At 72.7% G+C, this 25,465-nt stretch carries 23 protein-coding genes; 13 read left to right on the forward strand and 10 right to left on the reverse strand.

Features of this window, described 5'->3' with window-relative positions; translation table 11 throughout:
• Positions 1 to 39 precede the first annotated feature (39 nt).
• Positions 40 to 933 (reverse strand): 5'-3' exonuclease, encoded by an 894-nt coding sequence (locus tag ACIBK1_RS13685; RefSeq protein WP_030507124.1) that lies wholly within the window; start codon positions 931 to 933, stop codon positions 40 to 42.
• Between the two features lie 25 nt (positions 934 to 958).
• Positions 959 to 1,864 (reverse strand): PP2C family protein-serine/threonine phosphatase, encoded by a 906-nt coding sequence (locus ACIBK1_RS13690; RefSeq protein WP_231513819.1) that lies wholly within the window; start codon positions 1,862 to 1,864, stop codon positions 959 to 961.
• Between the two features lie 230 nt (positions 1,865 to 2,094).
• On the opposite strand from ACIBK1_RS13690, the gene ACIBK1_RS13695 reads away from it, so the two are divergent.
• From ACIBK1_RS13695 to ACIBK1_RS13730, 8 genes are all read left to right on the forward strand, one after another.
• Positions 2,095 to 3,213, forward strand: a complete 1,119-nt coding sequence (locus ACIBK1_RS13695; protein ID WP_030507122.1) for a M24 family metallopeptidase — start codon at positions 2,095 to 2,097, stop codon at positions 3,211 to 3,213.
• 66 nt (positions 3,214 to 3,279) lie between these two features.
• The gene (locus tag ACIBK1_RS13700; protein WP_063754585.1) at positions 3,280 to 5,067 is read left to right on the forward strand and encodes a tetratricopeptide repeat protein; all 1,788 of its coding nucleotides are present in this window, start codon (positions 3,280 to 3,282) and stop codon (positions 5,065 to 5,067) included.
• A gap of 64 nt (positions 5,068 to 5,131) precedes the next feature.
• Positions 5,132 to 6,079 carry an STM4015 family protein gene (locus tag ACIBK1_RS13705; protein ID WP_081903407.1) on the forward strand — a complete coding sequence of 316 codons (948 nt, stop codon included), beginning with the start codon at positions 5,132 to 5,134 and terminating at the stop codon, positions 6,077 to 6,079.
• A complete protein-coding gene (locus ACIBK1_RS13710; RefSeq protein ID WP_396734776.1) occupies positions 6,076 to 7,032 on the forward strand; it encodes an STM4015 family protein in 957 nt (318 codons plus the stop codon). Before ACIBK1_RS13705 ends, ACIBK1_RS13710 begins: the two co-directional genes overlap by 4 nt.
• Positions 7,029 to 8,078, forward strand: coding sequence for an STM4014 family protein (locus ACIBK1_RS13715; protein WP_396734779.1), 1,050 nt, complete (start codon positions 7,029 to 7,031; stop codon positions 8,076 to 8,078). Before ACIBK1_RS13710 ends, ACIBK1_RS13715 begins: the two co-directional genes overlap by 4 nt.
• Positions 8,075 to 8,866, forward strand: a complete 792-nt coding sequence (locus ACIBK1_RS13720; protein WP_396734782.1) for an STM4013/SEN3800 family hydrolase — start codon at positions 8,075 to 8,077, stop codon at positions 8,864 to 8,866. The genes ACIBK1_RS13715 and ACIBK1_RS13720 overlap by 4 nt, the downstream gene beginning before the upstream one ends.
• Positions 8,863 to 10,140 (forward strand): STM4012 family radical SAM protein, encoded by a 1,278-nt coding sequence (locus ACIBK1_RS13725; protein WP_396734785.1) that lies wholly within the window; start codon positions 8,863 to 8,865, stop codon positions 10,138 to 10,140. Before ACIBK1_RS13720 ends, ACIBK1_RS13725 begins: the two co-directional genes overlap by 4 nt.
• Positions 10,134 to 10,997 carry an STM4011 family radical SAM protein gene (locus tag ACIBK1_RS13730; RefSeq protein WP_396724263.1) on the forward strand — a complete coding sequence of 288 codons (864 nt, stop codon included), beginning with the start codon at positions 10,134 to 10,136 and terminating at the stop codon, positions 10,995 to 10,997. The genes ACIBK1_RS13725 and ACIBK1_RS13730 overlap by 7 nt, the downstream gene beginning before the upstream one ends.
• Here ACIBK1_RS13730 and ACIBK1_RS13735 read toward each other — a convergent pair.
• Together ACIBK1_RS13735 and ACIBK1_RS13740 are read right to left on the reverse strand one after the other, a co-directional pair.
• The gene (locus ACIBK1_RS13735) at positions 10,973 to 12,064 is read right to left on the reverse strand and encodes a DUF6745 domain-containing protein (RefSeq protein ID WP_396734788.1); all 1,092 of its coding nucleotides are present in this window, start codon (positions 12,062 to 12,064) and stop codon (positions 10,973 to 10,975) included. The genes ACIBK1_RS13730 and ACIBK1_RS13735 overlap by 25 nt on opposite strands.
• Positions 12,064 to 12,360 carry a hypothetical protein gene (locus ACIBK1_RS13740; protein WP_030507113.1) on the reverse strand — a complete coding sequence of 99 codons (297 nt, stop codon included), beginning with the start codon at positions 12,358 to 12,360 and terminating at the stop codon, positions 12,064 to 12,066. Before ACIBK1_RS13740 ends, ACIBK1_RS13735 begins: the two co-directional genes overlap by 1 nt.
• 106 nt (positions 12,361 to 12,466) lie before the next feature.
• Between ACIBK1_RS13740 and ACIBK1_RS13745 the strand changes: the two genes are divergently transcribed.
• Positions 12,467 to 12,940 (forward strand): Lrp/AsnC family transcriptional regulator, encoded by a 474-nt coding sequence (locus ACIBK1_RS13745; protein ID WP_030507112.1) that lies wholly within the window; start codon positions 12,467 to 12,469, stop codon positions 12,938 to 12,940.
• On the opposite strand, the gene ACIBK1_RS13750 is transcribed toward ACIBK1_RS13745, so the two are convergent.
• The 6 genes from ACIBK1_RS13750 to ACIBK1_RS13775 are packed head-to-tail and all read right to left on the reverse strand — an operon-like array spanning position 12,886 to position 19,589.
• Entirely contained in the window at positions 12,886 to 13,992 is a 1,107-nt protein-coding gene (locus tag ACIBK1_RS13750) for an N-acetylglucosamine kinase (RefSeq protein WP_396734791.1), read from the reverse strand. The genes ACIBK1_RS13745 and ACIBK1_RS13750 overlap by 55 nt on opposite strands.
• Positions 13,989 to 15,251 carry a 6-phospho-beta-glucosidase gene (locus ACIBK1_RS13755; RefSeq protein WP_396734794.1) on the reverse strand — a complete coding sequence of 421 codons (1,263 nt, stop codon included), beginning with the start codon at positions 15,249 to 15,251 and terminating at the stop codon, positions 13,989 to 13,991. The genes ACIBK1_RS13750 and ACIBK1_RS13755 overlap by 4 nt, the downstream gene beginning before the upstream one ends.
• Positions 15,248 to 16,093, reverse strand: a complete 846-nt coding sequence (locus ACIBK1_RS13760) for a carbohydrate ABC transporter permease (RefSeq protein WP_363535924.1) — start codon at positions 16,091 to 16,093, stop codon at positions 15,248 to 15,250. The genes ACIBK1_RS13755 and ACIBK1_RS13760 overlap by 4 nt, the downstream gene beginning before the upstream one ends.
• A complete protein-coding gene (locus tag ACIBK1_RS13765) occupies positions 16,090 to 16,992 on the reverse strand; it encodes a carbohydrate ABC transporter permease (RefSeq protein WP_030507108.1) in 903 nt (300 codons plus the stop codon). Before ACIBK1_RS13765 ends, ACIBK1_RS13760 begins: the two co-directional genes overlap by 4 nt.
• Before the next feature lie 7 nt (positions 16,993 to 16,999).
• On the reverse strand, positions 17,000 to 18,337 hold the full coding sequence (locus tag ACIBK1_RS13770; RefSeq protein ID WP_357325415.1) for an ABC transporter substrate-binding protein: 1,338 nt from the start codon (positions 18,335 to 18,337) through the stop codon (positions 17,000 to 17,002).
• 13 nt (positions 18,338 to 18,350) lie between these two features.
• Positions 18,351 to 19,589 (reverse strand): ROK family transcriptional regulator, encoded by a 1,239-nt coding sequence (locus tag ACIBK1_RS13775; protein WP_396734797.1) that lies wholly within the window; start codon positions 19,587 to 19,589, stop codon positions 18,351 to 18,353.
• Between the two features lie 177 nt (positions 19,590 to 19,766).
• On the opposite strand from ACIBK1_RS13775, the gene ACIBK1_RS13780 reads away from it, so the two are divergent.
• The 4 genes from ACIBK1_RS13780 (at position 19,767) to ACIBK1_RS13795 (ending at position 25,397) form a co-directional block, all read left to right on the forward strand.
• On the forward strand, positions 19,767 to 22,016 hold the full coding sequence (locus tag ACIBK1_RS13780; RefSeq protein ID WP_030507105.1) for a HelD family protein: 2,250 nt from the start codon (positions 19,767 to 19,769) through the stop codon (positions 22,014 to 22,016).
• A gap of 489 nt (positions 22,017 to 22,505) precedes the next feature.
• Positions 22,506 to 24,062: an apolipoprotein N-acyltransferase gene (lnt, locus tag ACIBK1_RS13785; protein WP_231513816.1), complete on the forward strand. Its 1,557-nt coding sequence runs from the start codon at positions 22,506 to 22,508 to the stop codon at positions 24,060 to 24,062.
• A complete protein-coding gene (locus tag ACIBK1_RS13790; protein WP_030507103.1) occupies positions 24,062 to 24,805 on the forward strand; it encodes a polyprenol monophosphomannose synthase in 744 nt (247 codons plus the stop codon). The genes lnt and ACIBK1_RS13790 overlap by 1 nt, the downstream gene beginning before the upstream one ends.
• A 76-nt stretch (positions 24,806 to 24,881) precedes the next feature.
• Positions 24,882 to 25,397, forward strand: coding sequence for an FxsA family protein (locus ACIBK1_RS13795; protein ID WP_030507102.1), 516 nt, complete (start codon positions 24,882 to 24,884; stop codon positions 25,395 to 25,397).
• Positions 25,398 to 25,465 lie beyond the last annotated feature (68 nt).

The following is a 25,465-nucleotide window of genomic DNA, read 5'->3' on the forward strand; positions in this document are numbered from 1 at the left end:
AACCTACCCGAGACTGGACATTCCGGGCTGTAAACGGCCTTACCGGGTCAGTGTGGCGAGCAGGCGGTTGAGCGGGCTGTCCAGGCCGTACTTCTCCGACAGCGCGACCAGCCGCTCGGGGTCGCGCGGCGCGGCGGGCAGGGTGATGTCGGCGTCCGGGACCGGGACGTCGTGGGCCACCCGGACCACGGCGGGGGCGACCTCCAGGTAGTCGCGGGCGGCGGCGAGCTTGTTGCGCGCGCCCGCGGGGAAGCCGTCGGCGCCGCCGTCGTCCAGCGCGGCGAGCAGCGCGGTCAGCGACCCGAAGCGCGTGATGAGGGCCGCCGCCGTCTTCTCGCCGATGCCGGCGACACCGGGCAGGCCGTCGCTCGGGTCGCCGCGCAGCGTCGCGAAGTCGGCGTACGCCCGGCCGGGGATGCCGTACTTCTCCCGGACGAACGCCTCGTCGATGATCTGCAGGTTGCGGATTCCCCTTACTGTGTAAAGGGCGCGGCAGGGCTTCTCGTCGTCGACGAGCTGGAACAGGTCGCGGTCGCCGGTGACGATGTCCACGGCGGAGGTCGTGGCGGTCGCATAGGTGCCGATCACGTCGTCGGCCTCGTATCCGGCGACGCCGACGCGGGCGATGCCGAGCGCGTCCAGCAGCTCCTCGATGACCGGGACCTGCGGAGCCAGTGTGTCCGGCACCTCCTCCTCGTCGCCGCTCGCCACCCGGTGCGCCTTGTACGACGGGATCGCCGCCACCCGGAACGCCGGCCGCCAGTCGGCGTCCATGCACGCCACGATCTGGGCGGGGGAGTGCCGGCGGACCAGGGTGGCGATCATGTCGAGGAGCCCGCGCACCGCGTTGACCGGCATGCCGTCCGGCGAGGTCACCGAATCCGGGATTCCGTAGAAGGCGCGGAAGTACAGCGACGGGGTGTCGAGAAGCATCAGCACCCTGCCATTGTCACGCCTGTCAGGGGCGCAGGGGACCCTCTTCGGTGACCGCCACGGCCAGCAGGCAGGTGTCGTCCTCGGGGTTGGGGCCGCCGATCGCCTCAAGCAGGCGGTCGAGGCCCGCGTCGAGGCCCGTGCTGAGGCCTGTGTCGAGGTCTGTGCCGAGCCCGGTCGCCGCGGCCGCCTCCAGGATGAGGGACACCCCGGCGCCGATGTCGCGCGAGCGGCGCTCGACCAGGCCGTCGGTGAACATCAGCAGCAGGTCGCCGGGCTCGAGGCGGACGTCGGCCACCCCGTACGGCAGGCTCGACGTCGCCCCGAGCACGACTCCTCGCGGCGCCCCGAGCTGGCGCGCGCCCCCGCGACGCACCAGGATCGGAGCGGGGTGACCCGCCTGTGCCCACGTGAAAAGGCGGGTCGCCGGATCGAAGTGGCCGCACACGGCGGTCGCGGTGGTGTCGTCCAACCGGGTGAGGACCAGGGTGTTCAGCCACGTCAGCAGCCTGCCGGGACAGGCCCCCGTCATGCTCAGACCCAGCAGCGCGTGACGCAGCTGGGCCATCTCGGCGATCGCGGGCAGGCCGTGTCCTGACACGTCGCCCACCGCGAGGAACATGCGTCCGTCGGGCAGCGGCGCGGCGTCGTACCAGTCCCCGCCGAGGCTCGACGCCCGGCCCGCCGGGACGTACCGGACCGCGATCCGGGCGTAGGGCAGGTCGATCGACGCGCCGGGCTCGGGCAGGATCGCCTCCCGCAGCGCCAGGGTGACGCGGCGCTCCTCGGCGGCGCGTTCCCGGCGCTCCGCCCACCGTCCGGCGAGGTCCTGGACCATGCCGATGTCCTGGACCATGAGGGGGACGGCGACGGAAGTCGTGTCCGGGTCGCGGTCGTCCGCGGGGGGAAGGGCGGGCTTCGTGCCGCCCACTACGCCGACCATTTGTCTCGCTCTCGATGCCGCTCTTGCACTGCCGTACGGACGTTCTGTGATCGCCCTGACGCGGAGCGTAGCAGTCCTGCATTACCCAGGGGTTGGTTTTCTTCTATGGCGTGGAATAAGCCAGAGCCCCGCGAAGCTCGCCCGCGTGGCGGCTGTGGTATGCGCACCTGAGTACGTCGTCACGGCCCGCGCTGGTTAGATTAGGTCGCGTGACAACGATGTCCCCGGAGTCCTCCGACCTGTATCCCACGACCCGTCCGGCCGCAGTGAGCGAGGCCGTCGACCGCGCCGGCCTGGACGCCCTGCTGCTGACTCCAGGCCCCGATCTTCGCTATGTGACCGGATACGACGCGCTGCCGCTGGAACGGCTGACCTGCCTCGTCGTGCCGGCGTCCGGCGAGCCGTTCCTGATGGTGCCGCGTCTGGAGCTGCCGGCCGCCGAGCACTCGCCCGCCTCCCGGCTCGGCGTCGAGTTCGTCGCATGGGACGAGACCGACGACCCGTACGCCGAGGTGGCCCGCCGCCTTGGCCCGGTCGCCAGGGTCGGGCTCGCCGACCGCATGTGGGCGCTGCAGTCGCTGCGGTTCCGCGCGGTCATGCCCGAGGCCGAGCAGGTGCTGGCCGGGAGCGTCCTGCGCGAGCTGCGCATGCGCAAGTCGCCCGCCGAGAAGGCGGCGCTCGCGGAGGCGGGGGCGGCCATCGACGCCGTGCACAACCTGGTGCCCCAGTTGCTGAAGGCCGGTCGCACCGAGCGCGAGGTCGGCAAGGACATCGCGGAGGCGATCATCGACGCGGGACACGCCCGGGTCGACTTCGTCATCGTGGGCTCGGGCCCGAACGGCGCCAGCCCGCACGCCGAGCTGACCGACCGCGTCATCCGGCCCGGCGAGCCCGTCGTGGTCGACATCGGCGGCGTCATGCCGAGCGGCTACTGCTCCGACTCCACGCGGACCTACTGCGTCGGCGAGCCCCCGGCCGACTTCACGGCCTACTACGAGGTGCTCAAGCGCGCCCAGGAGGCCGCCTGCGCCCACGTCAGGCCCGGCGTGAGCTGCGAGTCGGTGGACGCCGCCGCCCGCGAGGTGATCGCGGAGGCGGGGTACGGCGAGTACTTCGTCCACCGCACCGGGCACGGCATCGGCCTGGAGACGCACGAGGAGCCGTACATCGTCGCGGGCAACACCGAGGAGATGCGGCCGGGGTTCGCGTTCTCCGTCGAGCCGGGGATCTACCTGCCCGGACGGCACGGCGCCCGGATCGAGGACATCGTCGTCTGCGGCGAGACCGCAGGAGAGCGGGTGAACAACACGACCAGGGACCTGGTCGTCGTGGACTGATGCCCACGGCCGTGCTCTGCGCCGCTCTGGCAGAGTGATGATCACGACTGCCGGATCGGAGGACGCATGACGCACGAGGGCATCGACGGGGGCATGGACGAGGGCATGGACGACCCCCGCGCCCAGGCCGAGGGCGAGGTCAGCATGGCGCGGCTTGCCCTGGCCGACGGGGAGACCGGGCAGGCCGCCGCGCACGTCGCGGCGGCGCTGGCCCACGACCCCGCCCTGCCCGAGGCCCACGAGATGCTGGCGCGGCTGCTGGCCGGGCCGGGCGGCGGTCCCGACCTGTTTCCGCTGGACGAGCCGGTCTTCCTCGGCACCGCGCTGGCCCGCGCCCACGCGCTGGCCGCGCGGGGCGAGCACGTGCCCGCGCTGCGCCTGCTGATCTCGGTGCAGCGGCACGAGCCGGTAGGACGCTGGGCGCACGTGCCCTGGGTGCTCGACCCCGAGCTGCCCGGGCGGATCCCGCCCGGCGAGCTGTGCTCGCTCGTCTCGCTGCTGGCCTCCGGGCTGCCCGGCGCCGTGCCGGAGGACGGCCGCGAGGCGCTGCTGCCGTACGTCGCCCTGGTGCGGGGCGGGCTGCGCGCCCACCCGGACGACGCGTCGCTGCTCTGGCTGGCCTCGCTCCTCCTGCGCCGGGTGGGGGAGGCCGAGGAGGCGGCGGAGCTGGCCGCCCGCTCCTACGCGCTGGCGCCGTCCTTCCAGGCCGCCCTGGCCGAGGGATACGCGTGCCGCGACCTGCAGCGGTGGCCCGAGGCCGAGCGCGCCATGGTGCGGGCGCTTGAGCACGACCCCGCCAACCTCGCGTTGTACACCGACATCGGCGAGATGCTGCACAGCAGCGGCCGCCCGGAGGAGGGCCTGGAGTGGGTGGAGCGCGCGCTGCGGCGTGAGCCCCGGCACCCGAACGCCTATCCGACCGCCTGCGGGATGCGCTTCGAGCGCGACGGGGACGTCCGGCACCTGGTCGAGCTGGCCGACCACCTGCGCGACGACCCCGGCAACGAGCACGGCGACGCGGTGCTCGGCGACCACTGCGCGCTGCGCCTCTGGCTGGGACGCGTCCCGGGCCCGACGGAATCGGTGATCGACGTGCTCTACCAGGTGGTGGAGCAGGAGGACGTCCCGGCCGGTGGCGAGCTCACGGTCTCCGCCCCCGAGCCGCCCAGCGCGCTGCTCGCCTTCTCCCTGGTCGTGCCCGGCTTCGCGGTGACCGTCGCCGACGCGCCGGAACCGGACGCGCGGCTGACCGTGCCGGAGGTGTACGGCCACGGCCCGGTGCGGAGCGTGGCCAGGCGCGTGTGGAGGTACGAGGGCGTGACGGCCGCGCCCGCCGTGCCGCCGCCGTCCCGGGAGGCGCTTGAGGCCGTCGCCGCCGTCGCGACGCTGCGCTGGCCGCACCTGCCGGCCGCCTACGACCACGCCGTACGCCTGTCGGGCCTGTCCCTCGGCGACCTGCTCGGCGTGCTCGCCCACCCGCCGCTGTCGCCGTACGGCGAGCCGGTGGCCGTGCCGCTGTGGATCAGGCAGGTCCAGGCGTGGGCCTGCCTGGGCATCGCCCATCACCGGGCCGGCCAGGCGTGGGCGGAGTCCGAACGCAGGAGCGTGCTGACCGACCTGGCGTACGGGCCGGAGGACTGGGTGACCGAGGCGGCCCTGCTGGCGATGATCGCCACGGCCTGGGTGGACCCGGACGCGCGCGGCGACGTGGCCGAGCTGGTGGCCTGGCGCTACCTGGCCGCCGTGGAGGCGTCGAGGACGCGGCCCGTGACGATCCTCGGCTCGCTGGCCGCCCTCGTGCTGGCGACCCCCGGCATGCACCCCGACGTACGGGCGCTGGCCGCGGATGCGTGATCGGGGAATTGTCGGCGGGGTCTGGTAGGACGGACCCGCCAGATCCCCCAGCCAAGGAAATCCCATGATCCCGCACGACACCCGCTTCGACGAAGAGCATCAGTATGAGGACACCTACGCCGGGTTGCCGGTGATCGAGATGGTTCCGCATCATGACGTGGAGATTCCGGACGCGGGTGCGGTCGCGCTGCTGATCAGCTGCGGATGGGGCGACTGGGACCTCGATGAGGCGTTCGACGCCCTGCTCAACGGTGTGGACACGGCCAAGGTCCCGGCACTGGTGATCGGGGACTGGGAGGACTGCTACGAGACCTCGTCGGAGCACATCGTGGGCCGGCTCGCCGACGCCGCCGCCCGGTTCCCCGGGCTGCGATCGCTTTTCCTCGGCGCGATCAGCTCCGACCAGGCGGAGATCTCCTGGATCCAGCAGTCGGACGTGACGCCGCTGCTGGAGGCGTTCCCCCGGCTGGAGCGGCTGGAGGTGCGCGGCGGCACGGGCCTGGAACTCCGCCCGGTGCGGCACGAGTCGTTGCGCGTGCTGCGTTTCGAGACCGGCGGACTTCCCGCCGAGGTGGTGCGTGCGGTCGGCGCATGCGACCTGCTCGGGCTGGAGCGCCTGGACCTGTGGCTCGGAGTGCAGGACTACGGCGGGAACGCCACCGTCGCCGACCTGGCGCCGATCCTTTCCGGGGAGCGGCTGCCGGCGCTGCGCCACCTCGGTCTCCAGGACAGCGAGATCCAGGACGAGATCGTGGCGGCCGTGGCCTCCGCGCCGGTCGTCGCCCGGCTGGAGTCCCTCGCCCTCTCGATGGGCGTGCTCACCGACGCCGGGGCCGAGGCCCTGCTCGGGGGGCAGCCGCTTACCCATCTGCACACGCTCGACCTGCATCACCACTTCCTCACCGACGCGATGGCCGCCCGGGTGGCCGAGGCGCTGCCCGGTGTCGAGGTCGACCTGTCCCGCAGGGAGAAGCCCGTAGACGACTGGCGCTACGTGGCGGTGAGCGAGTGACGGCCACGCCCGACCCCGGCGAGACCTTCGTCCACGAGGACCTCTATCTGTACGGCCTGGAGTGGGAGGAACACGGGCAGTTCTTCGCCGGCAGGCCGGTGGTGGAGCCGGGAGAGACGGTCGCCGACCCCTCGGCGGTCGCGTGGGCTCTCACGAACGGGTTGTCCGGCAACGAGGGTGAGCCGGGACTCGAGCGGGAGCTTCGGCGCCTGGCCGACTCGGTGGGCGGCGACGCGATCGAGTCGCTCGTACTGGTCCACTATGGGCACGACGTGCCCGCGTTCCTGGCCGCCAACGCGGCGCGGTTGCCCCGTCTCCGGTCGGTCTTCCTGGGGTTCGTCAGCACGGAGCTGATGGAGATCTCCTGGATCGAGCAGGGGGACGTCACCCCGCTGCTTGAGGCGTTTCCCCATCTGGAGCGGCTGGACGTCCGCGGCTCGGACGGGCTGACCCTGCGGCCCGTACGGCACGAGCGGCTGCGCGTGCTGCGGTTCGAGTGCGGCGGGCTGCGCGCCGAGGTGGTGCGTGCGGTCGGGGCCTGCGATTTGCCCGCCTTGGAGCACCTGGAGATGTGGCTCGGGGTCGAGAACTACGGCGGGAACGCCACCGTCGCCGACCTGGCGCCGATCCTGTCCGGCGAGCGGCTGCCCGCGCTGCGGCGGCTCGGCCTGTGCGACAGTCCGGCGCAGGACGCGATCGCGGCGGCCGTCGCCGCCGCCTCCGTGGTGGCCCGGCTGGAGGAGCTCAGCCTGTCGATGGGCGAGCTCACCGACGCCGGTGCGGAGGCGCTGCTCGGCGGGCAGCCGCTGACCCACCTGCGCCGGCTCGACCTCCACCACCACTACCTCAGCGGACCGATGGCGGCCCGGATCGCCGCGTCCCTGCCCGGCGTCGACGTGGACCTGTCCGAGCGGCAGTCCGACTACGAGCGCTACGTGGCGGTGAGCGAGTGACGCCGCACCTCGCTGTCGTCGGCGTGCCGGGCGACCGGCGGGTGACGATGTTCCGCGACGCCGCCGTGGCCAGGGGGCTGCCGGAGCCGCGGGTGGTCCCCTGGCGTGACGTGCTGACCGGACGCGAGATCGGCCTGCCGCCGGGGACGCTCGTGCGGATCGACTCGCCGGGCGAGGACGCGGAGACCGACGCGCTGCTGCGCGGACCGGGGGATCCCACCCGGGTCGGCGGGGGCGCCGCCTGGTACGCCGCCTTCACGGCGGGGCTGCGGAGGATCGCCGCGCTCCCCGGCGTCCGTCTGCTCGGGGACGTCGAGGAGATCGCGGTGATGTTCGACAAACGTCGCTGTCACACCAGGCTGTCCGCGGCCGGGGTACCGGTGCCGCCCGCCCTCGAGACCGGTTCGTACGGCGAGCTGCGCGAGCGGATGGCCGAGCGGGGCTGGGCCCGCGTGTTCGTCAAGCCCGCCCACGGCTCGTCGGCCTCCGGGGTGGTCGCCTTCCAGGCCCACGCGGGCCGGGTCAAGGCGGTCACGTCGGCGGCCTGGATTGACGGCACTCTGTGCAACTCGCTGCGGGTCCGCTCGTACGAGGACGAGACCGACGTGAAGGCGCTGGTCGAGGCGCTCGCGCCCGACGGGCTGCACGTGGAGCGGTGGTTCCCGAAGGCGTCGGCGGGCGGCAGGACGTTCGACCTGCGCGTCGTGACCGTGGCCGGGAGCCCGACCCACGCGGTGATGCGCACGAGCAGGACGCCGATCACCAACCTGCACCTCGGCGGCCTGCGGGGCGACCTCGGCGTGGTCCGGGCGCGGCCCGGCCTGTGGGAGCGGGTGCTCGACGTGGCCGCCCGGACCGCCGCGTGCTTCCCAAGGAGTCTGACCGCAGGTGTCGACCTCATGGTCGGGGCCGACCGGCGGTCGGTGGCCGTGGCGGAGGTCAACGCGTTCGGCGACCTCCTGCCCGGCCTGGGCGATCTGGCGGGCACGGGCCGGGACACCTACGCCGAGCAGGCCGAGGCGATCTCGGGCCGGCGATGGACATGAACGAGGTCGTGGGAACCCACGACATCCTCCTGGTCACGCTCGACACGCTCCGCTACGACGTCGCGGCCGAGCTGGCCGACGCCGGGCGGCTGCCCCACCTGCTGCCCGGCGGCCGCAGGTGGGAGCGGCGGCACAGCCCCGGCAGCTTCACCTACGCCGCGCACGCGGCGATCTTCGCGGGGTTCCTGCCCACGCCGGTCACGCCGGGGCCGCACCCGCGCCTGTTCGCCGCCACCTTCCCCGGCAGCGAGACGACCGGGGCGGGCACCTGGGTGTTCGACGCGCCCGACCTGCCGGCCGGGCTCGCCGGCGCCGGCTACCACACGGTGTGCATCGGCGGGGTCGGGTTCTTCAACAAGCTGACCCCGCTGGGCGCGGCCCTGCCCGGGCTGTTCGCGGAGAGCCACTGGGAGCCGGAGTTCGGGGTGACCGGCCCCCACTCGCTGGAACGGCAAATCGACCGCGCCGAGGAGGCGCTGGCCCGGCGCGACCGGCCGGTATTCCTGTTCGTCAACGTGTCGGCGCTGCACCAGCCCAACCACTTCCACCTTCCCGGCGCGACCCGGGACGGCCCGGACACCCACGCCGCGGCGCTCGAATACGTCGACCGGCACATCGGCAGGCTGTACGCGCTGATGCGCCGGCCCTGCCTCGTCATCGTCTGCTCCGATCACGGGACGGCGTACGGCGAGGACGGGCACGTCGGCCACCGGATCGGCCACGAGGTCGTCTGGACGGTGCCCTACGCCGAGTTCATCCTGGATCATCCCGACGGGGAGCACGATTGACGCCTTACGAGGGATACGTCTACGCCTACCCGCACAAGACCGCCTACCGGCCGCTCGATCCGCGCCCGGCCCTGAGCGAGGTTTGGGCGGGGGAGCAGGCGGGCGCGCTGTACGTCCACATCCCGTTCTGCGAGATGCGGTGCGGGTTCTGCAACCTGTTCACCCGCACGGGCGCTCCGGAGGGTCTCACCACGGCCTACCTGGACACCCTGGAGCGGCAGGCGCGAGCCGTACGGGCCGCCCTGGACGGGCCGAGCTTCACGACCGCGGCCTTCGGCGGCGGCACGCCCACCTACCTTGACCCCTGGGAGCTGACCCGCCTGTTCGATCTTACCGAGCGGGCGATGGGCGTCGGCCTGCGGGAGATCCCGCTGTCGGTGGAGACCTCCCCGGCCACCGCCACGCCGGACCGTCTCGCCGTGCTGGCCGAGCGGGGCGCGAGCCGGATCTCGATCGGCGTGCAGAGCTTCCTGGACGCAGAGGCCCGCGCGGCCGTACGGCCGCAGAAGCGCGCGGAGGTGGACGCCGCGCTCGACGCGATCCGGGCGTCGGGCATCGCGACGCTCAACATCGACCTGATCTACGGCATCGACGGGCAGACGCCGGAGTCGTGGCGCTACTCCCTGGACGCGGCCCTGGCGTGGCGGCCGGAGGAAATGTACCTCTACCCGCTGTACGTCCGGCCTCTCACGGGGCTGGGCAGGCAGGACCGCGCCTGGGACGACCAGCGGATGGAGCTGTACCGCCTGGGCCGCGACCACCTGCTCGACGCGGGCTACGAACAGGTGTCCATGCGGATGTTCCGGCTGCCCGGGCCGCCCGACACGACGGCGTCCACGGATTACTGCTGCCAGACCGACGGCATGGTCGGCCTCGGCTGCGGGGCCCGGTCGTACACGAGCGCCCTGCACCACTCCTTCGAGTACGCGGTCGGAGCCCGCCACGTGCGGGCGATCATCGACGACTACGTGCGGCGCGACGACTTCGGCGTGGCCAACGTGGGGTTCGCCCTGGACGAGGAGGAGCGCAGGAGACGGCATCTCATCCAGTCGCTGCTGCGGACCGAGGGGCTGTCGCGGAATCTCTACCGGTCCAGGTTCGGCAGCGACGTGCTCGACGACTTCCCCCTGCTGGACCGCTTTCCGGGCTGGCTGACGGCGGACGCGTCCGCCGTGCGCCCGACCGCCGACGGGCTCGCCCACTCCGACGCCATCGGCCCCGCGCTGTTCTCGCCCCGCGTGAGGGCCCTCATGGAGGGATACGCCGCGTGCTGAGCATCCTTTATCGGGGGCCGCTGGCGAGCTGCGACTACGACTGCGGCTACTGCCCGTTCGCCAAGCGCAGGGACGCCCCGGAACAACTGCGCGCCGACCGGGCCGCCCTGGAGCGGTTCACGGCGTGGGTGGCGGCCCAGGACGCCGAGATCTCCGTGCTGTTCACCCCGTGGGGCGAGGGACTGGTGCGGTCCTGGTATCGCGAGGCGCTGGTGCGGCTGTCCTGGCTCGGCAACGTGCGCCGGGTGGCCATCCAGACGAACCTGAGCTGCCGCACCGGCTGGCTCGCGGAGGCGTCGGACCGGGCGGCGCTGTGGGTGACCTACCACCCCACCCAGGTGCCCTACGAGCGATTCCTGCCCAAGGTCCGCTCGCTGCCCGTACGGCACAGCGTCGGCATCGTCGGCGACCCCGCGCATCTGGCGGACGCCCGCAGGCTCCGGGCGGACCTGCCGCCCGAGACCTATCTGTGGGTCAACGCGCAGGAGGGCCGGGTCTACAGCGACGCCGAGGCGGCCGAGTGGACGGCGATCGACCCGCTGTTCGGCCACAGCCGGCACGCGCACCGCAGCCTGGGCCTGCCGTGCCGCACGGGGGACAGCGTGATCTCGGTGGACGGCGACGGGACGGTCAGGCGCTGCCACTTCGTGCCCGAGGTCCTGGGCAACCTCTACGACGGCTCCTACCGGCCCGCCCTGCGGCCCCGCGCCTGCCCGCTGCCCGTCTGCGACTGCCACATCGGATACGTTCACCTGGAGCCCCTCGGCCTCTACGACGTCTTCGCGGGAGGTGTGCTGGAACGCGTCCCCGCCGCCTGGAACGCCGCCGGGGATCAGGTCTCCCGCTCGGGGCGGTAGTCCTCCTCACGTACGCCGAAGGTCCACGCCACCCCCTCGCGGGCCCTGGTCACCCACGGCGGGACCCGCAGGAAGTAGGTGCGCCGGGTGCCGTCCGGCTCCGGCGTCGAGTTGACCACCTCGACCATCACCACCGGCTCGTCGCCCGGCAGGTCGATCCGCCACAGGACGCCGGTCTCGTCGGAGTGCCGCGGCCGGGCGCCCGACTCGGCGAGGTAGCGGTCGAGGCCGAAGTGCTCCAGCATGACCCGGCGTAGCTCGGCGTTCTCCTCGGCGCGGATGCGCTCGGGGGTGAGCGCGGCCATGGTCGCGCCGAACCCCGCGGGGACCGGCATCCCGTGCCAGGCGTGCAGCGCGAAGCCGTCGGCGTACGACAGGGCCGGGCGCTCGGCCCCGGAGCCGAAAGTCCCGGAGCCGAAATTGGAGTGCAGCCGCCCCGCGTCGTCCAGGTGCAGCTCCACCGGCCGGTCGGTGACGATCGCGACCCGCTCGTACGGCCACCACCAGCCCGTGTGCCGCGCGGCCCGCTTGAGACCCTCCAGCCCGTCGAAGGCCGACAGCCAGGGCGCGTCGTGCTGGCCGAGCACCGCGTCGAGGGTCGCCTGGCGCAGGACGTCGCCGCCGAGGTCGCCGATCGCCCCGCGGATCTCGGTGACCAGCCGGTCGACGCGCGGCCACAGCCGACCGCCCGTCTCCTCCCACAACCGGGCCCAGCCGGCAGGTCCGGCCTCGGCGCTCGCCTCCGCCCTGGCGCTCTCCCAGGGCAGGGTGCGGACCTCGTGGCGCACCGAGACCCCGGGGTCGATGCCGTCGAGGGCCCGCAGCCGCCCGAGGCCGATCTCCTCCATCGCCGCCCGGACCTCGTCGGTGCCGAGCAGCCACACCGCCGCGATCGCCCCGGCGGCGGGGGAGGCCAGCCGTACGATCACCTCGGGCTCGCGCAGGCCCGCCTCGCGGTAGGCCAGCCGCACTCCCGCCGACGCCTCGTCGTGGTCGCCTTCGCCGGTGGCGAAGGCCACCTGCTCCCAGGTCAGCGTCTCAGCCGGCCGGCCCATCAGTCGGCCCATCAGTCGGCCACCGTCCGGAACGAGCCCGGCACGTACTCCCGCTGGCGGATCACCCGGAACCAGCCCTTCGGCAGCGAGATCGGGTCGTGCTCCTCGTGGACGAGGCGTCCGCCCGCGGGCAGGTGCAGGAAACCGGGGTACAGCGTTCCCGGGCCCGGGATCGCGTGACAGTGCCCGGTCGCCTCGCCCTCCGCCAGTACCAGCCGCCCGCGCGGGTCGCGCGGCACCGGGCGAAGCCCGCGCGGTGCCGACTCCTCCGTCACGGGCACGATCAACACGTCACCCTGTCGATACATCAGTCGACCTCCGGTCTCGGCGATGATGATCGCAAGCTAGCCAGGGCCACTGACAATTCGGTGGCTTAGGGACGAGACAGTCTCGGGCGGCGCTACCGTTGCTGGGGTGGAGGAGATCGATCGCCGAATCGTCACCCTGCTGGCGACTGACGGCCGGATGAGCTTCACCGATCTGGCCAAGGAGACCGGGCTGTCGGTCTCCGCCGTGCACCAGCGGGTACGCAGGCTGGAAAAGCGTGGTGTCATCCGCGGATACGCCGCTCTCGTGGACTACGACGAGATCGGTCTTCCGATGACCGCGTTCGTCTCGATCAAGCCGATCGACCCCTCCGCGCCGGACGACGCGCCGGAGCGGCTGAGCCATCTGACCGCCATCGAGGCGTGCCACAGCGTCGCGGGTGATGAAAGTTACATTCTCAAGGTCCGCGTCGCCTCCCCTCTGGCGCTGGAGGAGCTCCTCCAGCAGATCCGCGCCTCGGCCAACGTCAGCACGCGCACGACCGTCGTCCTCAGCACGCCGTACGACTACCGCTCCCCGGTGATCGAGAAGGAGCCGGAGGAGGACGCCGCCGAGGGCTGAGGGCCGTCTTCCTCCGGGCCGTCTTCCTCCGGGCCGTTTTCCTCCGGGCCGTCTGCCTCTGGGAGGAAGTGCACCCGCACCCGGGCGTACGCCTCGGGGGGCGCACCGAAGTGGTCGAGGCCGAGCAGGGCGGCGCCCACGATCGGCGGCACGCCGGCGACGACGATCCGGGCGAGCGGCGCGCGCTCGGCGTAGCGCCGCTCGACCAGCGACGTCAGCAGGGGATGCCGGGCCGTCAGCACGCCGCCGCCGAGCACGACCTCGCAGGGCGCGGCGAGCAGGCCGAGCCGCCGCATGGCGACGACGCCGAGCAGCGCGATCTCCTCGGCCTGCCGCTCCACCAGCGACCCGGCGATCGCGTCGCCGTCCGCGGCGGCCCCCAGAAGGGGCGGCACGAGCGCGTGCAGCCGGTCGGCCGCAAGGTCGCCGAAGTGCAGCCCGACGACGGCCTCCTCGACCGTGGCGGTGCCGAAGCAGGCGCGCACGACGTCGGTCAGCGCGGTCGCCGGGCCGCGGCCGTCCTCTGCGCGCGCGGCGTGCCAGAGGGCCTCCTCGCCCAGGTGGTGGCCGCCGCCCCAGTCGCCGCTGAGGCGGCCGAGCGCGGGGAACCGGGCGACCCGCCCGGTGGGGGAGACCCCCACCGCGTTGATGCCGGCGCCGCAGACGACGGCCACGCCCCATCCGGTGGACGACCCGGCCCGCAGCAGGGCGAAGGTGTCGTTGCCCACGACCACGCTCGCGGCGTACCCGCGCGCCAGCAGTTCGGCCCGCAGCAGTTCCTCCTCGACCGGCAGGTCCGCCCCCGCGACGTAGGCCGCGACGTGGTCGGCGTACGGCGGTGTGGCGGCCTCCCCGGCCTCGCCGGTCTGCCCTGCCAGGGCGCGCCGCACGGTCCGGCCGATCACGTCGACGGCGGCCTCGGCCCCGGCGCTCTGCGGCAGGAACGCGGGCCCGCGCGCGGTGGCGAGCACCGTGCCGTCCTCGCGGACGAGGGCGACGTCGGTCTTGCTGTTGCCGCCGTCCACCGCCAGCACGGTGCGCGGCGAGGTCACCGCGCCACCGCCCACGGCAGGAAGGCGCGGTTGGCGTCCACGAGGCGCGCGGCGAGGTCGCCGGCGAGGGACGCCTGCCCGACCAGCGGATGGGCCAGCAGGGCGTCCCTGACGCGGTCCTCGCCGCCGTCCAGGGCCGCCTCCAGGGCGAGCGACTCGTACGCCGACACGTGGGCGATCAGGCCCCGATACAGCGGCTCCACGGGGTCGACGGGCAGCGGGACGGCCCCTGCGGCTCCGACGGCGGCCGGGACCTCGATCACCGCGTCGTCGTCGAGGAACGGCAGTGTGCCGTCGTTGCGGGTGTTGACGACCTGCACGTCCCCGCGGTCGCCCATGAGCGAGGCGACCAGGGCGACGGCGGCCTCCGAATAGAAGGCGCCGCCGCGCCTGTTCAGCAGGTCGGGCTTGGTGTCCACGGCCGGGTCGGCGTACATCTCCAGCAGCGCGGACTCCATCGCCGCGACCTCGGCCGCCCGCGACGGCGAGGTCCGCTGCTCGGCCACCACGCGGTCGTGCTCGTAGAAGTACCGCAGGTAGTACGACGGCACGGCGCGCAGGTGGCGGACCAGCTCCACCGGCAGGCCGACCGACTCGGCGATGTCCTCGCCGTGCTCGTCCAGCAGGCGGGGCAGCACGTCCACGCCGTCGAGCAGCACGGACCGCTCCCAGGTGAGGTGGTTGAGCCCGACGTGCCCGAGCGCGATCCGCTCCGGGGTCACGCCGAGGAGGGCGGCGAAGCGGCGCTGGAACCCGATGGCCACGTTGCACAGCCCGATGGCCCGGTGCCCGGCGTCGAGCAGCGCCCGGGTGACGATGCCGACGGGGTTGGTGAAGTCGACGATCCACGCGCCGGGGGCGTGCGCGCGCACCTTCTCGGCGATGTCGAGCACCACCGGCACGGTCCGCAGGGCCTTGGCGAGGCCCCCGGCGCCGGTGGTCTCCTGGCCGACGCAGCCGCACTCCAGCGGCAGGGTCTCGTCGACGTTCCTGGCGGCCTGGCCGCCCACGCGCAACTGGAGCAGCACCGCCGCTGCCCCGGCGACGCCGTCCTCCACGCGGGTGGCGGTGGTCAGCGCGGCGGGATGCCCGGCGCGGGCGAGCATCCGCCGGGCCATCCCGGCGACCGTCGCGAGCCGGTGCTCGTCGGGGTCGACGAGCGCGATCTCCGACAGCGGCAGCTCGCCGCGCAGGCGGGCGAAACCGTCGATCAGCTCCGGCGTGTACGTGGAACCGCCCCCGACAACGGCCAGCTTCATTTGACTCCCGTCAATTTGACGCCCTCGATGAAGACCTTCTGGGCGAAGAAGAACACGACGATCACCGGGGCCATGGCCAGCAGCGTGGCGGCCATCGTGAGGTTCCACTGCACCCGGTGCACCGACCGGAACGCCGCGAGCCCCAGCGACAGCGTCCAGTTGTCCAGGTCGGTCCCGGCGTACAGCAGGGGGCCGTAGTAGTCGTTCCAGCAGTAGAAGAACTGGAAGAGCGCGACGGCGGCGATGGCCGGGCGGGCCATCGGCAGGATCACCCGCACGAGCGTGCGGAACTCGCCGCAGCCGTCGACCTTCGCCGCGTCGGAGTATTCACGCGGGATCGTGACGAGGAACTGGCGCAGCAGGAAGATCGAGAACGCGTCGCCGAGCAGCATCGGCAGGATCAGCGGCCACAGCGTGCCGGTCAGGTGGAAGCGGGCCCAGATCAGGTAGATCGGCACCGCCACGACCTGCGGCGGCAGCATCATCGTGGTGATCACCAGCAGGAACGCCAGCCGCCGCCCGCGGAAGCGGAACCGCGCCAGCGCGTACGCCACGGGGATCGACGACACCAGCATGAACGCGGTGGCGAGCACCGAGTAGAGCAGCGTGTTGCGGATCCAGGTCAGCAGCGGCGCCTTCTCGAAGATCTCGGTGAAGTTGCCCCAGTCCCAGGTGTGCGGCCACAGGTCGGAGGTGAGCGCCTGGCGGTCGGTCATCAGGGCGGTGAGCGCGATGAACACCAGCGGGCCGAGGAACATCAGCGCGAGCGCGATGGCCAGCGCGTGCCGGGCGACCCACAGCAGCGCGGTCCGGGTCGCGGTCCGTCTCGCTGTCGGGGTCACGACTCCTCCTCGGCGAAGCGGAACTGCCGCAGCAGGATGAGCGTGAAGACCATCGCCACCGCGAACAGCACCAGCGCGAGCACGCACGCGTAGCCCATCGCGTAGTCGCGGAAGCCCTGCTGGAACAGCCACTGGGGGAACGTCAGCGTGGACTGGTCGGGGTAGCCGGGGGTGAAGACCGACCCGGCCGAGTCGGTCGCCCCGGACGCGACCCGCGCGGCCACCTCGGCCTGCGTGAAGTACTGCAGCGTCTGGATCACCCCGGTGACCAGGGCGAACATCAGCACCGGCCGGATCACCGGCAGCGTGATCGACGTGAACTGCCGCCAGCCGTCCGCGCCGTCGATGGCGGCGGCCTCGTAGAGCTGTTTCGGCACGTCGAGCAGGGCGGCCATGAAGATGACCATCAGGTCGCCGACCGACCACAGGCCCAGCAGAGTGAGCCCCCACTTCGACCACGCCGGGTCGCCGAACCAGTCGGGAGCGGGCAGCCCGACCGCCGAGAGGAGCGCGTCCACCGGCCCGGTGCCGGGGTTGAGCAGGAACACGAACCCCAGCGTCCCGGCCACCAGCGGCACCAGGGCCGGCAGGTAGAAGATCGTGCGGTAGACCCCGGCGCCGGCCTTCAGCCGGGTCACCAGCTGGGCGACGCCGAGGCCGAACAGCACCCGCAGCGGGACCATCACCACGACGAGCCACAGGGTGTTGCGGATCGCCGTCCAGGCCGCCTGGTCCTTGAGGAAGTACTCCCAGTTGAGCAGCCCGACGGGCTCCAGGGTGAACAGGTCGTACCGCTGGAAGGAGAAGTAGACCGTGGACACCAGCGGGTAGACGAAGAAGATCGCGAACCCGGCGAGCCAGGGGGACAGGTAGAGCAGGGCGCGCAGGTTTCCACGCATCGGGGGCTCAGCCGCCCGCCGTCAGCTTGAGCTTCTCGTCGATCTTCTTGTCGACCTCGGCGAGCAGCGCGTCCAGGTCGGACGCGCGGCCCGACTCCCACTTGATCTGCGCCTCCTGCAGCGTCTGCTGGTTGAAGACGGAGTTGACGTGGGCCGGCAGCGTGGTGCTGTTGGGGTTGGCGAAGACGTCGAGGAAGGTCTGGAAGTTCGGGTCCTTCTTGAGGTCGGGCGACTGGAGCGCGGGCAGCGTGCTCGGCACGTTCCTGATCGCGTTCGACAGCGTCACCAGCGTGCCGGTGTCGGTGGTGAGGTATTTCACCAGCTCCCAGGCGGCCTCCGGGTGCTTGGCGCCGCGCGGGACGCCGATGACGGTCCCGGTGATGTAGCCCGCGCCGTACCGCTGCGGCTGATCGTCGGCCACCGGCAGCGGCGCGGTGCCGTAGTCGAGGTCGGGGGCGTCGGCGGCCAGCATGGCGGTGCGCCACTCGCCGTCGATGGCCATGGCGACCTTGCCCGTGTTGAACGGGTTCTCGGCCGACCACTCGTCGCCGAAGCTCTTGCGGAACTTCTCGAGCCTGTCGTAGCCGTACCAGTCGGTGAGGTCCTTCTGCCAGGTCATCAGCTTCTTCCACTGCGGGTCGGAGCCGATGGCCGAGGTGCCGTCGGGGTTGGTCCACTTCCCGCCGACCATCACGCCGGTGTGGATGGGGGCGTTCTCGTACATCTGGCTGGTCGGGACGAACCCGGCGACCTTGATGTCGCCCTTGTCGTTCTTGACCGTCAGCTTCTTGGCGAGGTCGGCCAGCTCGCTCATCGTCTTCGGCGGCTGGTGGCCCTGCATGAGCGTCTTGTTGTAGTAGAGGCCGTACGCGTCGGCGAGCATCGGCATCACGCAGCGCTTGCCCTGATACTGCGTGTATTCGGCGATCACCTTGGGGAACAGCGCCGCCGGGTCGATGCCGCTCGCCTTCAGATACGGGTTGAGGTCCTGGAAGATCCCGGCCTTGCAGAACTCGGCGACGCTGTCGGTGGTGAACGACAGGGCCACGTCGGGCGGGTTGCCGCCGCGCACGGACTGGAGGATCTGGCTGTCCTGGACGGCCTTGGTCGGCTTGACCGTGATCCACGGGAACTTCTTCTGGAAGCCGGCGAGGGTCTCGTCGAAGGCCTTGAGCTCGTTGTCGGCGCTGAAGCCGTGCCAGAACTCGATGGTGACCGGTTCGTGGCTCGCCCCGCTCTGGGCCACCTTGGGCGGCCCGCTCTCGGTGCCGGCCGTACAGGCGGTGAGCGCGGGCAGCCCGGCGCCGACGAGAAGTGCCGTGGAGAGGAGGAGAAGGCGTTTCATGGGGGGTGCCTCCCTAGTGGGCCGAAGGGGATGTGTTCACCGCGCCGTTCACCGCGCCGAACAGCTCCTCGCGCACGGCGCCGAGCGCGAGGTCGAGGGCCCCGGTGAGGACCGGGTTGCCCTCGAGAGTGGACAGCAGCACACGAGGCCGGGGAATGGTGAGCGCGTGCAGCTCCCGCTCGACCACCTCCCGCAGGACCTCGCCGCCGGCGAGCAGCACGCCGCCGGACAGCACGACGATCTCGGGGTCGACCACGGCCGTGATCGCGGCCAGCCCCATCGCTAGACGGCCGGCGAGGTCGCGCAGGGCCTCGCGCGCGCTCTCGCCGTCCGGGCCGCCGCGTCCGGCCGAGGCGACCGCGTTGCGGACGGCGCCGCTCGGCGTGGAGCCGCGCACGCCGCGCACCCCGTGCGCCCGCAGGAGGGCGAGCACGGCCGGGCCGCCCGACAGCGCCTGGAACCCGTGGTTGGCCCGCCTGCCGACGTCCCTCGCGGTGGGGGCGCCGACCACGGGCATGTAGCCCACCTCGCCCGCGCCGCCGGTCGCCCCGCGATGGAGGCGGCCGCCGATGACGAGGGCCGCGCCGATGCCCTCGTCGGCCCACAGCAGCACGTAGTCCTGGTGGCCCCGGGCGCTGCCCCTGGACCGTTCGCCCTGGGCGACGAGGTTGACGTCGTTCTCCACGTCGATCGGCACGCCGATCCCGTCGCGGAGGGTTCCGATCAGGTCGGGGATGTGCCAGCCCGGGATGTGGGCCGCGTACCCGAGCCTGCCGGTCGAGGGGTCGACGGCGCCGCCGATGCCGACGACCACCCGGCTCAGCTCCGTCGGGTCGAGCCCGGCCGGGCCGCACGCCCCCGTGAGCGCGGCCCGGACCCGCTCCACCACGTCGCCACCGGTGCGCCCCGGAGTGGCCAGCCGGTGCTCGGCGACGACCGCTCCGGTGACGTCGGCGACCGCCACCGCGATACGCGCCGGCGTGACGTCCAGCGCCGCCACGTGCGCCGCGCGGGGGTTGATCCGGTAGAGCTCCGCCGTACGGCCCGGCAGGCCCTCCCGGATGCCGTCCAGGACGACCAGGCCGGCCTCCTGGAGCCGGGCCAGCAGCTGGGAGGCGGTCGGCTTGGACAGGCCGGTGAGCGCCCCCAGCTCGGGCCGGGTCAGCGGGCCGTGTTCGAGCAGGACCATCAGCGCGGCGCGGTCGTTGATCGCACGCAGCAGGCTCGGCGTCCCCGCGATGGGCCGGGTCATACGTTCTCCCGCGACAGAGCATGTTAGGAAAGTTTCCTAACTATGGCTGCGACCGTACGAACGGGCCGGGGCGCCGTCAAGGGCGTGATCCGCGCCGAGATCCATCTGTGACGCGCCCGTGAGCGGCCGTGCCCGATGCGGGAGAAGGGCGGGACGGCACGTAGAATCTGGCGGCCTATGCCAGAGTCTTCGACGGGCGAGCTGGCCCGGGAGCAGAAGTACGTCGCCGCGCTGTACGAGCGCCTCGACGTGCTGCGGGAGCGCACGCGCGGGCAGCTCGACGCCGTGCTGGCCCAGGGGGCCTTCGGCACCCACCAGAACCGCTCGGAGCGCGACAGCTTCGCCGTCATGTACACCCAGCGGCTGGCCCGTCTCTGGGCCGTGGAGAACGGCCTGTGCTTCGGCAGGCTCGACCACGCGGAGGGCGAGCGGCTGTACATCGGCCGCATCGGCCTGTCGGACGACGACCAGCACCGGCTGCTGATCGACTGGCGAGCCCCCGTGGCGCAGCCGTTCTACCGGGCCACCCCGGCCGCCCCGATGGGCGTCACCCGGCGGCGTCACCTGCACACGCGGGGCCGCAGGGTCACCGCGATCGACGACGACCTGCTCGACCTCGACAGCCTCACCGACGCCGACCGGGCCTCGCTCAACGGCGAGGCGGCGCTGCTGGCCGCGCTCGGCGAGAAGCGCACCGGCCGCATGCGCGACATCGTGGCCACCATCCAGGCCGAGCAGGACAAGATCATCCGAAGCGACCTGAACGGCGTGCTCGTCGTCCAGGGCGGCCCCGGCACCGGCAAGACCGTGGTGGCCCTGCACCGCGCGGCCTACCTCCTGTACACCTACCGGGAGCGCCTGGAACGCCGGGGCGTGCTGATCCTCGGGCCCAACCCGACCTTCATGCGCTACATCGAGCAGGTGCTGCCGTCCCTCGGCGAGACCGACGTGCTGCTGTCCACCGTGGGCGAGCTGTACCCGGGCGTCACCGCGACCCGCGAGGAGCGGCCCGAGGCGGCCGCGGTCAAGGGCGGGATCGCGATGGCCGACGTGATCGCCCGGGCCGTGCGGGAGCGCCAGCGGATGCCGCGCACGCCCGTGGAGATCAAGCTCGACAAGTTCACGCTGAAGCTCGACCGGCAGACGCTGGAGGCGGCCAGGTCGAAGGCCGGCCGCTCGCGCCGTCCGCACAACCAGGCCAGGTCCGTCTTCGTACGGCACCTGCTGACCGTGCTGACCCGGCAGGCCGCCCGGCAGCTCGGCCGCGGCAACCTCGACGACGCCGACTTCGCCGACCTGCGCGAGGACCTGCGCACCGAGGAGCCGGTGCGGGTGGCGCTCAACCGGCTGTGGCCCTACCTCACGCCGCAGCAGCTGCTGATCGGCCTGTTCACCGACCGCGACCGGATGGCGGCGGCCGGGCTGGGCGCGCCGGAGCGCGACCTGCTGCTGCGCGAACCGCCCAGACCGGGGGAGAAGCCGGGGGAGAACTGGTGGAGCCCGGCCGACGTGCCGCTGCTCGACGAGGCCGCCGAGCTTCTGGGGGACATCGACGAGGGGGTGCTGCGGGCGGCGCGCCGGGCCGAGCAGGAGCGCGAGGAGCGCATCGCCTACGCCCGCGAGGTGCTGGAGCTGACCGGCCTGGCCGACATCATGGACGCCGAGCGCTTCGCCGAACGGCAGCAGGCCGAGGAGACCTACCTCACCACGGCCGAGCGGGCCGCCAGGGACCGCACGTGGGCCTTCGGCCACGTGATCGTGGACGAGGCCCAGGAGCTGTCCGAGATGGCCTGGCGGATGGTCATGCGGCGCATCCCGAGCCGGTCCATGACGATCGTCGGCGACATCGCCCAGACCGGGTCGGCCGCGGGCGCGGCGAGCTGGGCCCGGGTCCTCGGCCCGTACGTCGCGGGCCGCTGGCGCGAGGAGCACCTCAGCGTCAACTACCGCACCCCCGCCGAGCTGATGGAGGTCGCCGCCCGCGTGCTCGAACTGGTCGGCCCCGACCTGAAGGCGCCGGAGTCGGTGCGGGAGACGGGCGAGCGGCCGTGGGCGCTGCGGGTCGCCACCCTCGCCGAGGCGGGCCCGGTGGTGGCGGCGGAGGTCGTCGGGGAGGGCCGCCTGGTGGTCATCGCCCCGGCGGGGACGACCGAGGAGATCGGGACGATCGTACGGGCCGCCGTTCCCGGCGTCGCCACCGGGTCCGGTCCTGCCGCGCTGGACGCGCCCGTGGCGGTGCTGTCGGTGACCGAGGCCAAGGGGCTGGAGTTCGACTCGGTGATCGTGGTCGAGCCCGGCCGGATCCTGCGTGAGTCGCCGCGCGGCCCGAGCGACCTCTACGTCGCGCTGACCCGGGCCACGAGCCGCCTCGGCGTCGTCCACGTGGAGGAGCTGCCCGCGGTCCTGAACGGCCTGGAACGGCGCTGACTGGAACGCGCTGAACGGGCACCGCTCCTACCTGCGGAAATGTGGTGTTTTGGCTGATCGGGACGCGGTTGACATCTGCGCTGAGGTCGGTAGTTTGCTGCGCAGTCCAGCACGGGACTGACCGGTTGGCCGCTCTATGGCGCCGCCGACCTCTGCGTCGATGACGGAGCGTGACGCCGTCAGCACACCAGGCGCAGGGCGGCGTCCCGCCGGGGCGGGGCACCCCATCCGGCCGGGGGGTTGGACCCAGGAGGGGCCCGGGCACCCAGTAGACAACGGAGCTCCGCGCCCGCCGCCGACGGGACGGAACCGGTCCGAAGGGCCGCCCGGGCCTCCTTCCCTTCTTCGTCTCTTCATCCGCGTGATCGCCCCTGGACGCCGCCCGTAGAGTGGCGGAGACGGTTTGGCGGGCTACGCCGCCGTCTGCGACCCTGACCTGGAATGATTTTCTGCGCCAGGACCCATCGACACGCGAGGAGAGACTGTTCCGTGGCACTGAAGACGGCACAGGACGCGGCTCCGCCCGCCGCCGGGGCGCCGAAGCCGCGGGTGCCGGGCGTGCTGGTCCGCCTCGCCGCCTCCGTCGTGGGCGGCCTGGTGCTCTACCTCGCCTTCCCGCCCATCGGGTGGTGGTTCTGCGCGCCGCTGGGCGTCGCGCTGCTCGCCCTCGCGTTGCGCGGTCTGCGGCCGCGCCGGGCGGCGTGGCTGGGGTACGCCGGGGGGCTGGCGTTCCTCCTGCCGACGCTGTCCTGGGTCCGCCCGATCGGGAACGACGCCTGGCTGGCCCTGTCGGGCATCGAGAGCCTGTTCTGGGCCGCGCTGGCCGGTCTGGCCGTCCTCGTCATGCGGCTGCGCCTGTGGCCGCTCTGGGTGGCCTGCCTGTGGGTCGTGCAGGAGTGGGCCCGCGGGCTGTTCCCCGTCGGAGGCTTCCCGTGGGCGCGGCTGGCCTTCAGCCAGGGCGAGTCGCCGTACACCGGCTTCGCCGCGCTGGGCGGCGCCCCGCTTGTAAGTTTCACGGTCGCCCTCACGGGGGCCCTGCTCGCCGCCCTGGTCACACGGCGTCCGCCGAGGTTGCGGGCCGACCGGGTGCTTGCCGGGACGCTCCTCGCCGCGATAGCCGTACCGGTGTTGGGGCTGGTCGTGCCCCGGCCCGGCGACGAAGGCAGGACAGTGCGGATCGGTGTCATCCAGGGCAACGTCCCTGGGCGGGGGATGTACTTCCTCGGCGACGAGCCCGCCGTCGTGCTGCGCAACCACGCGGACGAGACGCACCGGATGGCCGAGGCCGTGCGGGCCGGGAAACTCCAGCGGCCCGACATCGTGGTGTGGCCGGAGAACTCCACCGACATCGATCCCTACTCCAGCGCATACGCCCGGCAGGTGATCGACTCCGCCGCGAAGGACATCGGCGTGCCGATCCTCGTCGGCGCGGTGGTCAAGATCGGCACCGAGAACCGGGCCACCCGCGGCGTGGTCTGGGACCCGGTCACCGGCCCCGGCGTCTACTACGACAAGCGGCGGCTGGTGCCGTTCGGCGAGTACACCCCGATGAAGGACCTGTTCCTGGCGCTGTCGTCGCGGGCGCAGCTCGTCGGCCGGCAGTCCGTCGCCGGGGACAAGCCGGGAGCGCTGCGGATGGGGCCCGTGACGATCGGCACGGTGGAGTGCTACGAGGTGGCGTTCGACAGCACCGTGCGCGACACGGTGCGGGCCGGCGGCACGCCGCTGGTCGTGCAGACCAACAACGCCAGCTACGCCCTCACCAACCTGCCGCCGCAGCAGCTCGCGATGTCGCAGCTGCGGGCGGTGGAGTTCAACCGCGCCGTGGTCACCGCGGCGACCACGGGCATCTCCGCGTACGTCGGCCCCGACGGCCGGGTCGGCTGGCGTACCGGCGAGCTGGTGGCGGGGATGAACGTCCTGGACGTCCCCGTCAGGACCAAGAACACTGTGGCGGCGGAGGTAGGCGCGCTGCCAGAGTGGATCATGATACTCATGGGGGCCGGAGCGACGGTGGCGGCCATCTCTGGGCGGAGGAAGAGCTGATGGAGCGGACCCCGGGGCGGGTGCTCGTGATCGTTCCCACGTACAACGAGAGGGAGAACCTCCCGTTGATCACCCGGCGCCTGCGTGAGGCGCTGCCCGACGTGCACCTCCTCGTGGCCGACGACAACAGTCCTGACGGCACCGGCCGGATCGCCGACGAGCTGGCCGAGGCGGACGACCACATCCACGTCATGCACAGGACGAGCAAGCAGGGGCTGGGCGCCGCGTACATCGCCGGATTCCGGTGGGGCCTGGCCGAGGGCTACGACGTGCTGGTGGAGATGGACGCGGACGGCTCCCACCAGCCCGAGCAACTGCACAAGCTGCTCGACGCGGTGGCCGACGGCGCCGACCTGGCGATCGGCTCCCGGTGGGTGCCCGGCGGCAAGACCGTCAACTGGCCGTTCTCGCGCGAGCTGCTGTCGCGGGGGGCCAACACCTACGTCCGGCTGGTGCTCGGCATCCCGGTGCGCGACGCCACGGCGGGCTTCCGCGCCTACCGCGCGGCCACGCTGGAGAAGATCGGGCTGGACGACGTCGAGTCGCAGGGCTACTGCTTCCAGGTGGACCTCACGCTCCGCACCGTACGGCAGGGGCTGCGGGTGACCGAGATGCCGATCACGTTCGTCGAGCGCACCGTGGGCAGCAGCAAGATGAGCCGGAAGATCATCTTCGAGGCCTTCTGGCGCGTGGCCATCTGGGGGGTCGCCGGCTTAGGCGAGCGGTTTCGCCCGAGGCGATAGGCACGATCCACAGGAACCCCAGCCGCCGCGGGGACGTTGACGCAGACGTACGAGTGCCGGGTGAGTGGGGCAAGACATGGTGCGGATCGGGCTGTTCCTCGCGTTCCTCGTGATTCCCGTCCTGGAGATCTGGTTCCTGATCCAGGTGGGGTCCGTGATCGGCGGCTGGGAGACGGTCGCCCTGCTCATCGCCGACAGCATCCTCGGCGCCTGGCTGGTCCGCCGCGAAGGGCGGCGGGCGTGGGCGGCGCTGCGCACGGCGATCGAGTCGGGGCGCATGCCCGACAAGGAGCTTGCCGACGGCGCGTTGATCGTCGCCGGGGGCGCTCTCCTGATGACCCCCGGCTTCCTGAGTGACGTGTTCGGCTTCTTCATGATCCTGCCGTTCACCCGGCCGATCGCCCGCCGCTGGGTGTCGTGGTTCCTCGGCCGCCGGGTGCGCTCACTCGCCGCCCGCTCGCCGTACGCGCCGCTCTTCGACGGGACCGCAGGGTTCGGCCGGGCCGGGGGCTTCGACGAGGCGGGTGGCTTCGGCGGGCCCGCCGGAGCGGGCCGGGGCCGCGTGGTGAACGGCGAGGTCGTCGACGACTGACGTGATTACGGCCGGCATGCCGTTGCCCCGGTGGCGGAGGCGCACCGGGGCAACGGGGCTGGTCGACG

The sequence above is a fragment of the Microbispora rosea genome (genome assembly GCF_044460045.1).
Taxonomy (GTDB): Bacteria; Actinomycetota; Actinomycetes; order Streptosporangiales; family Streptosporangiaceae; genus Microbispora; species Microbispora rosea.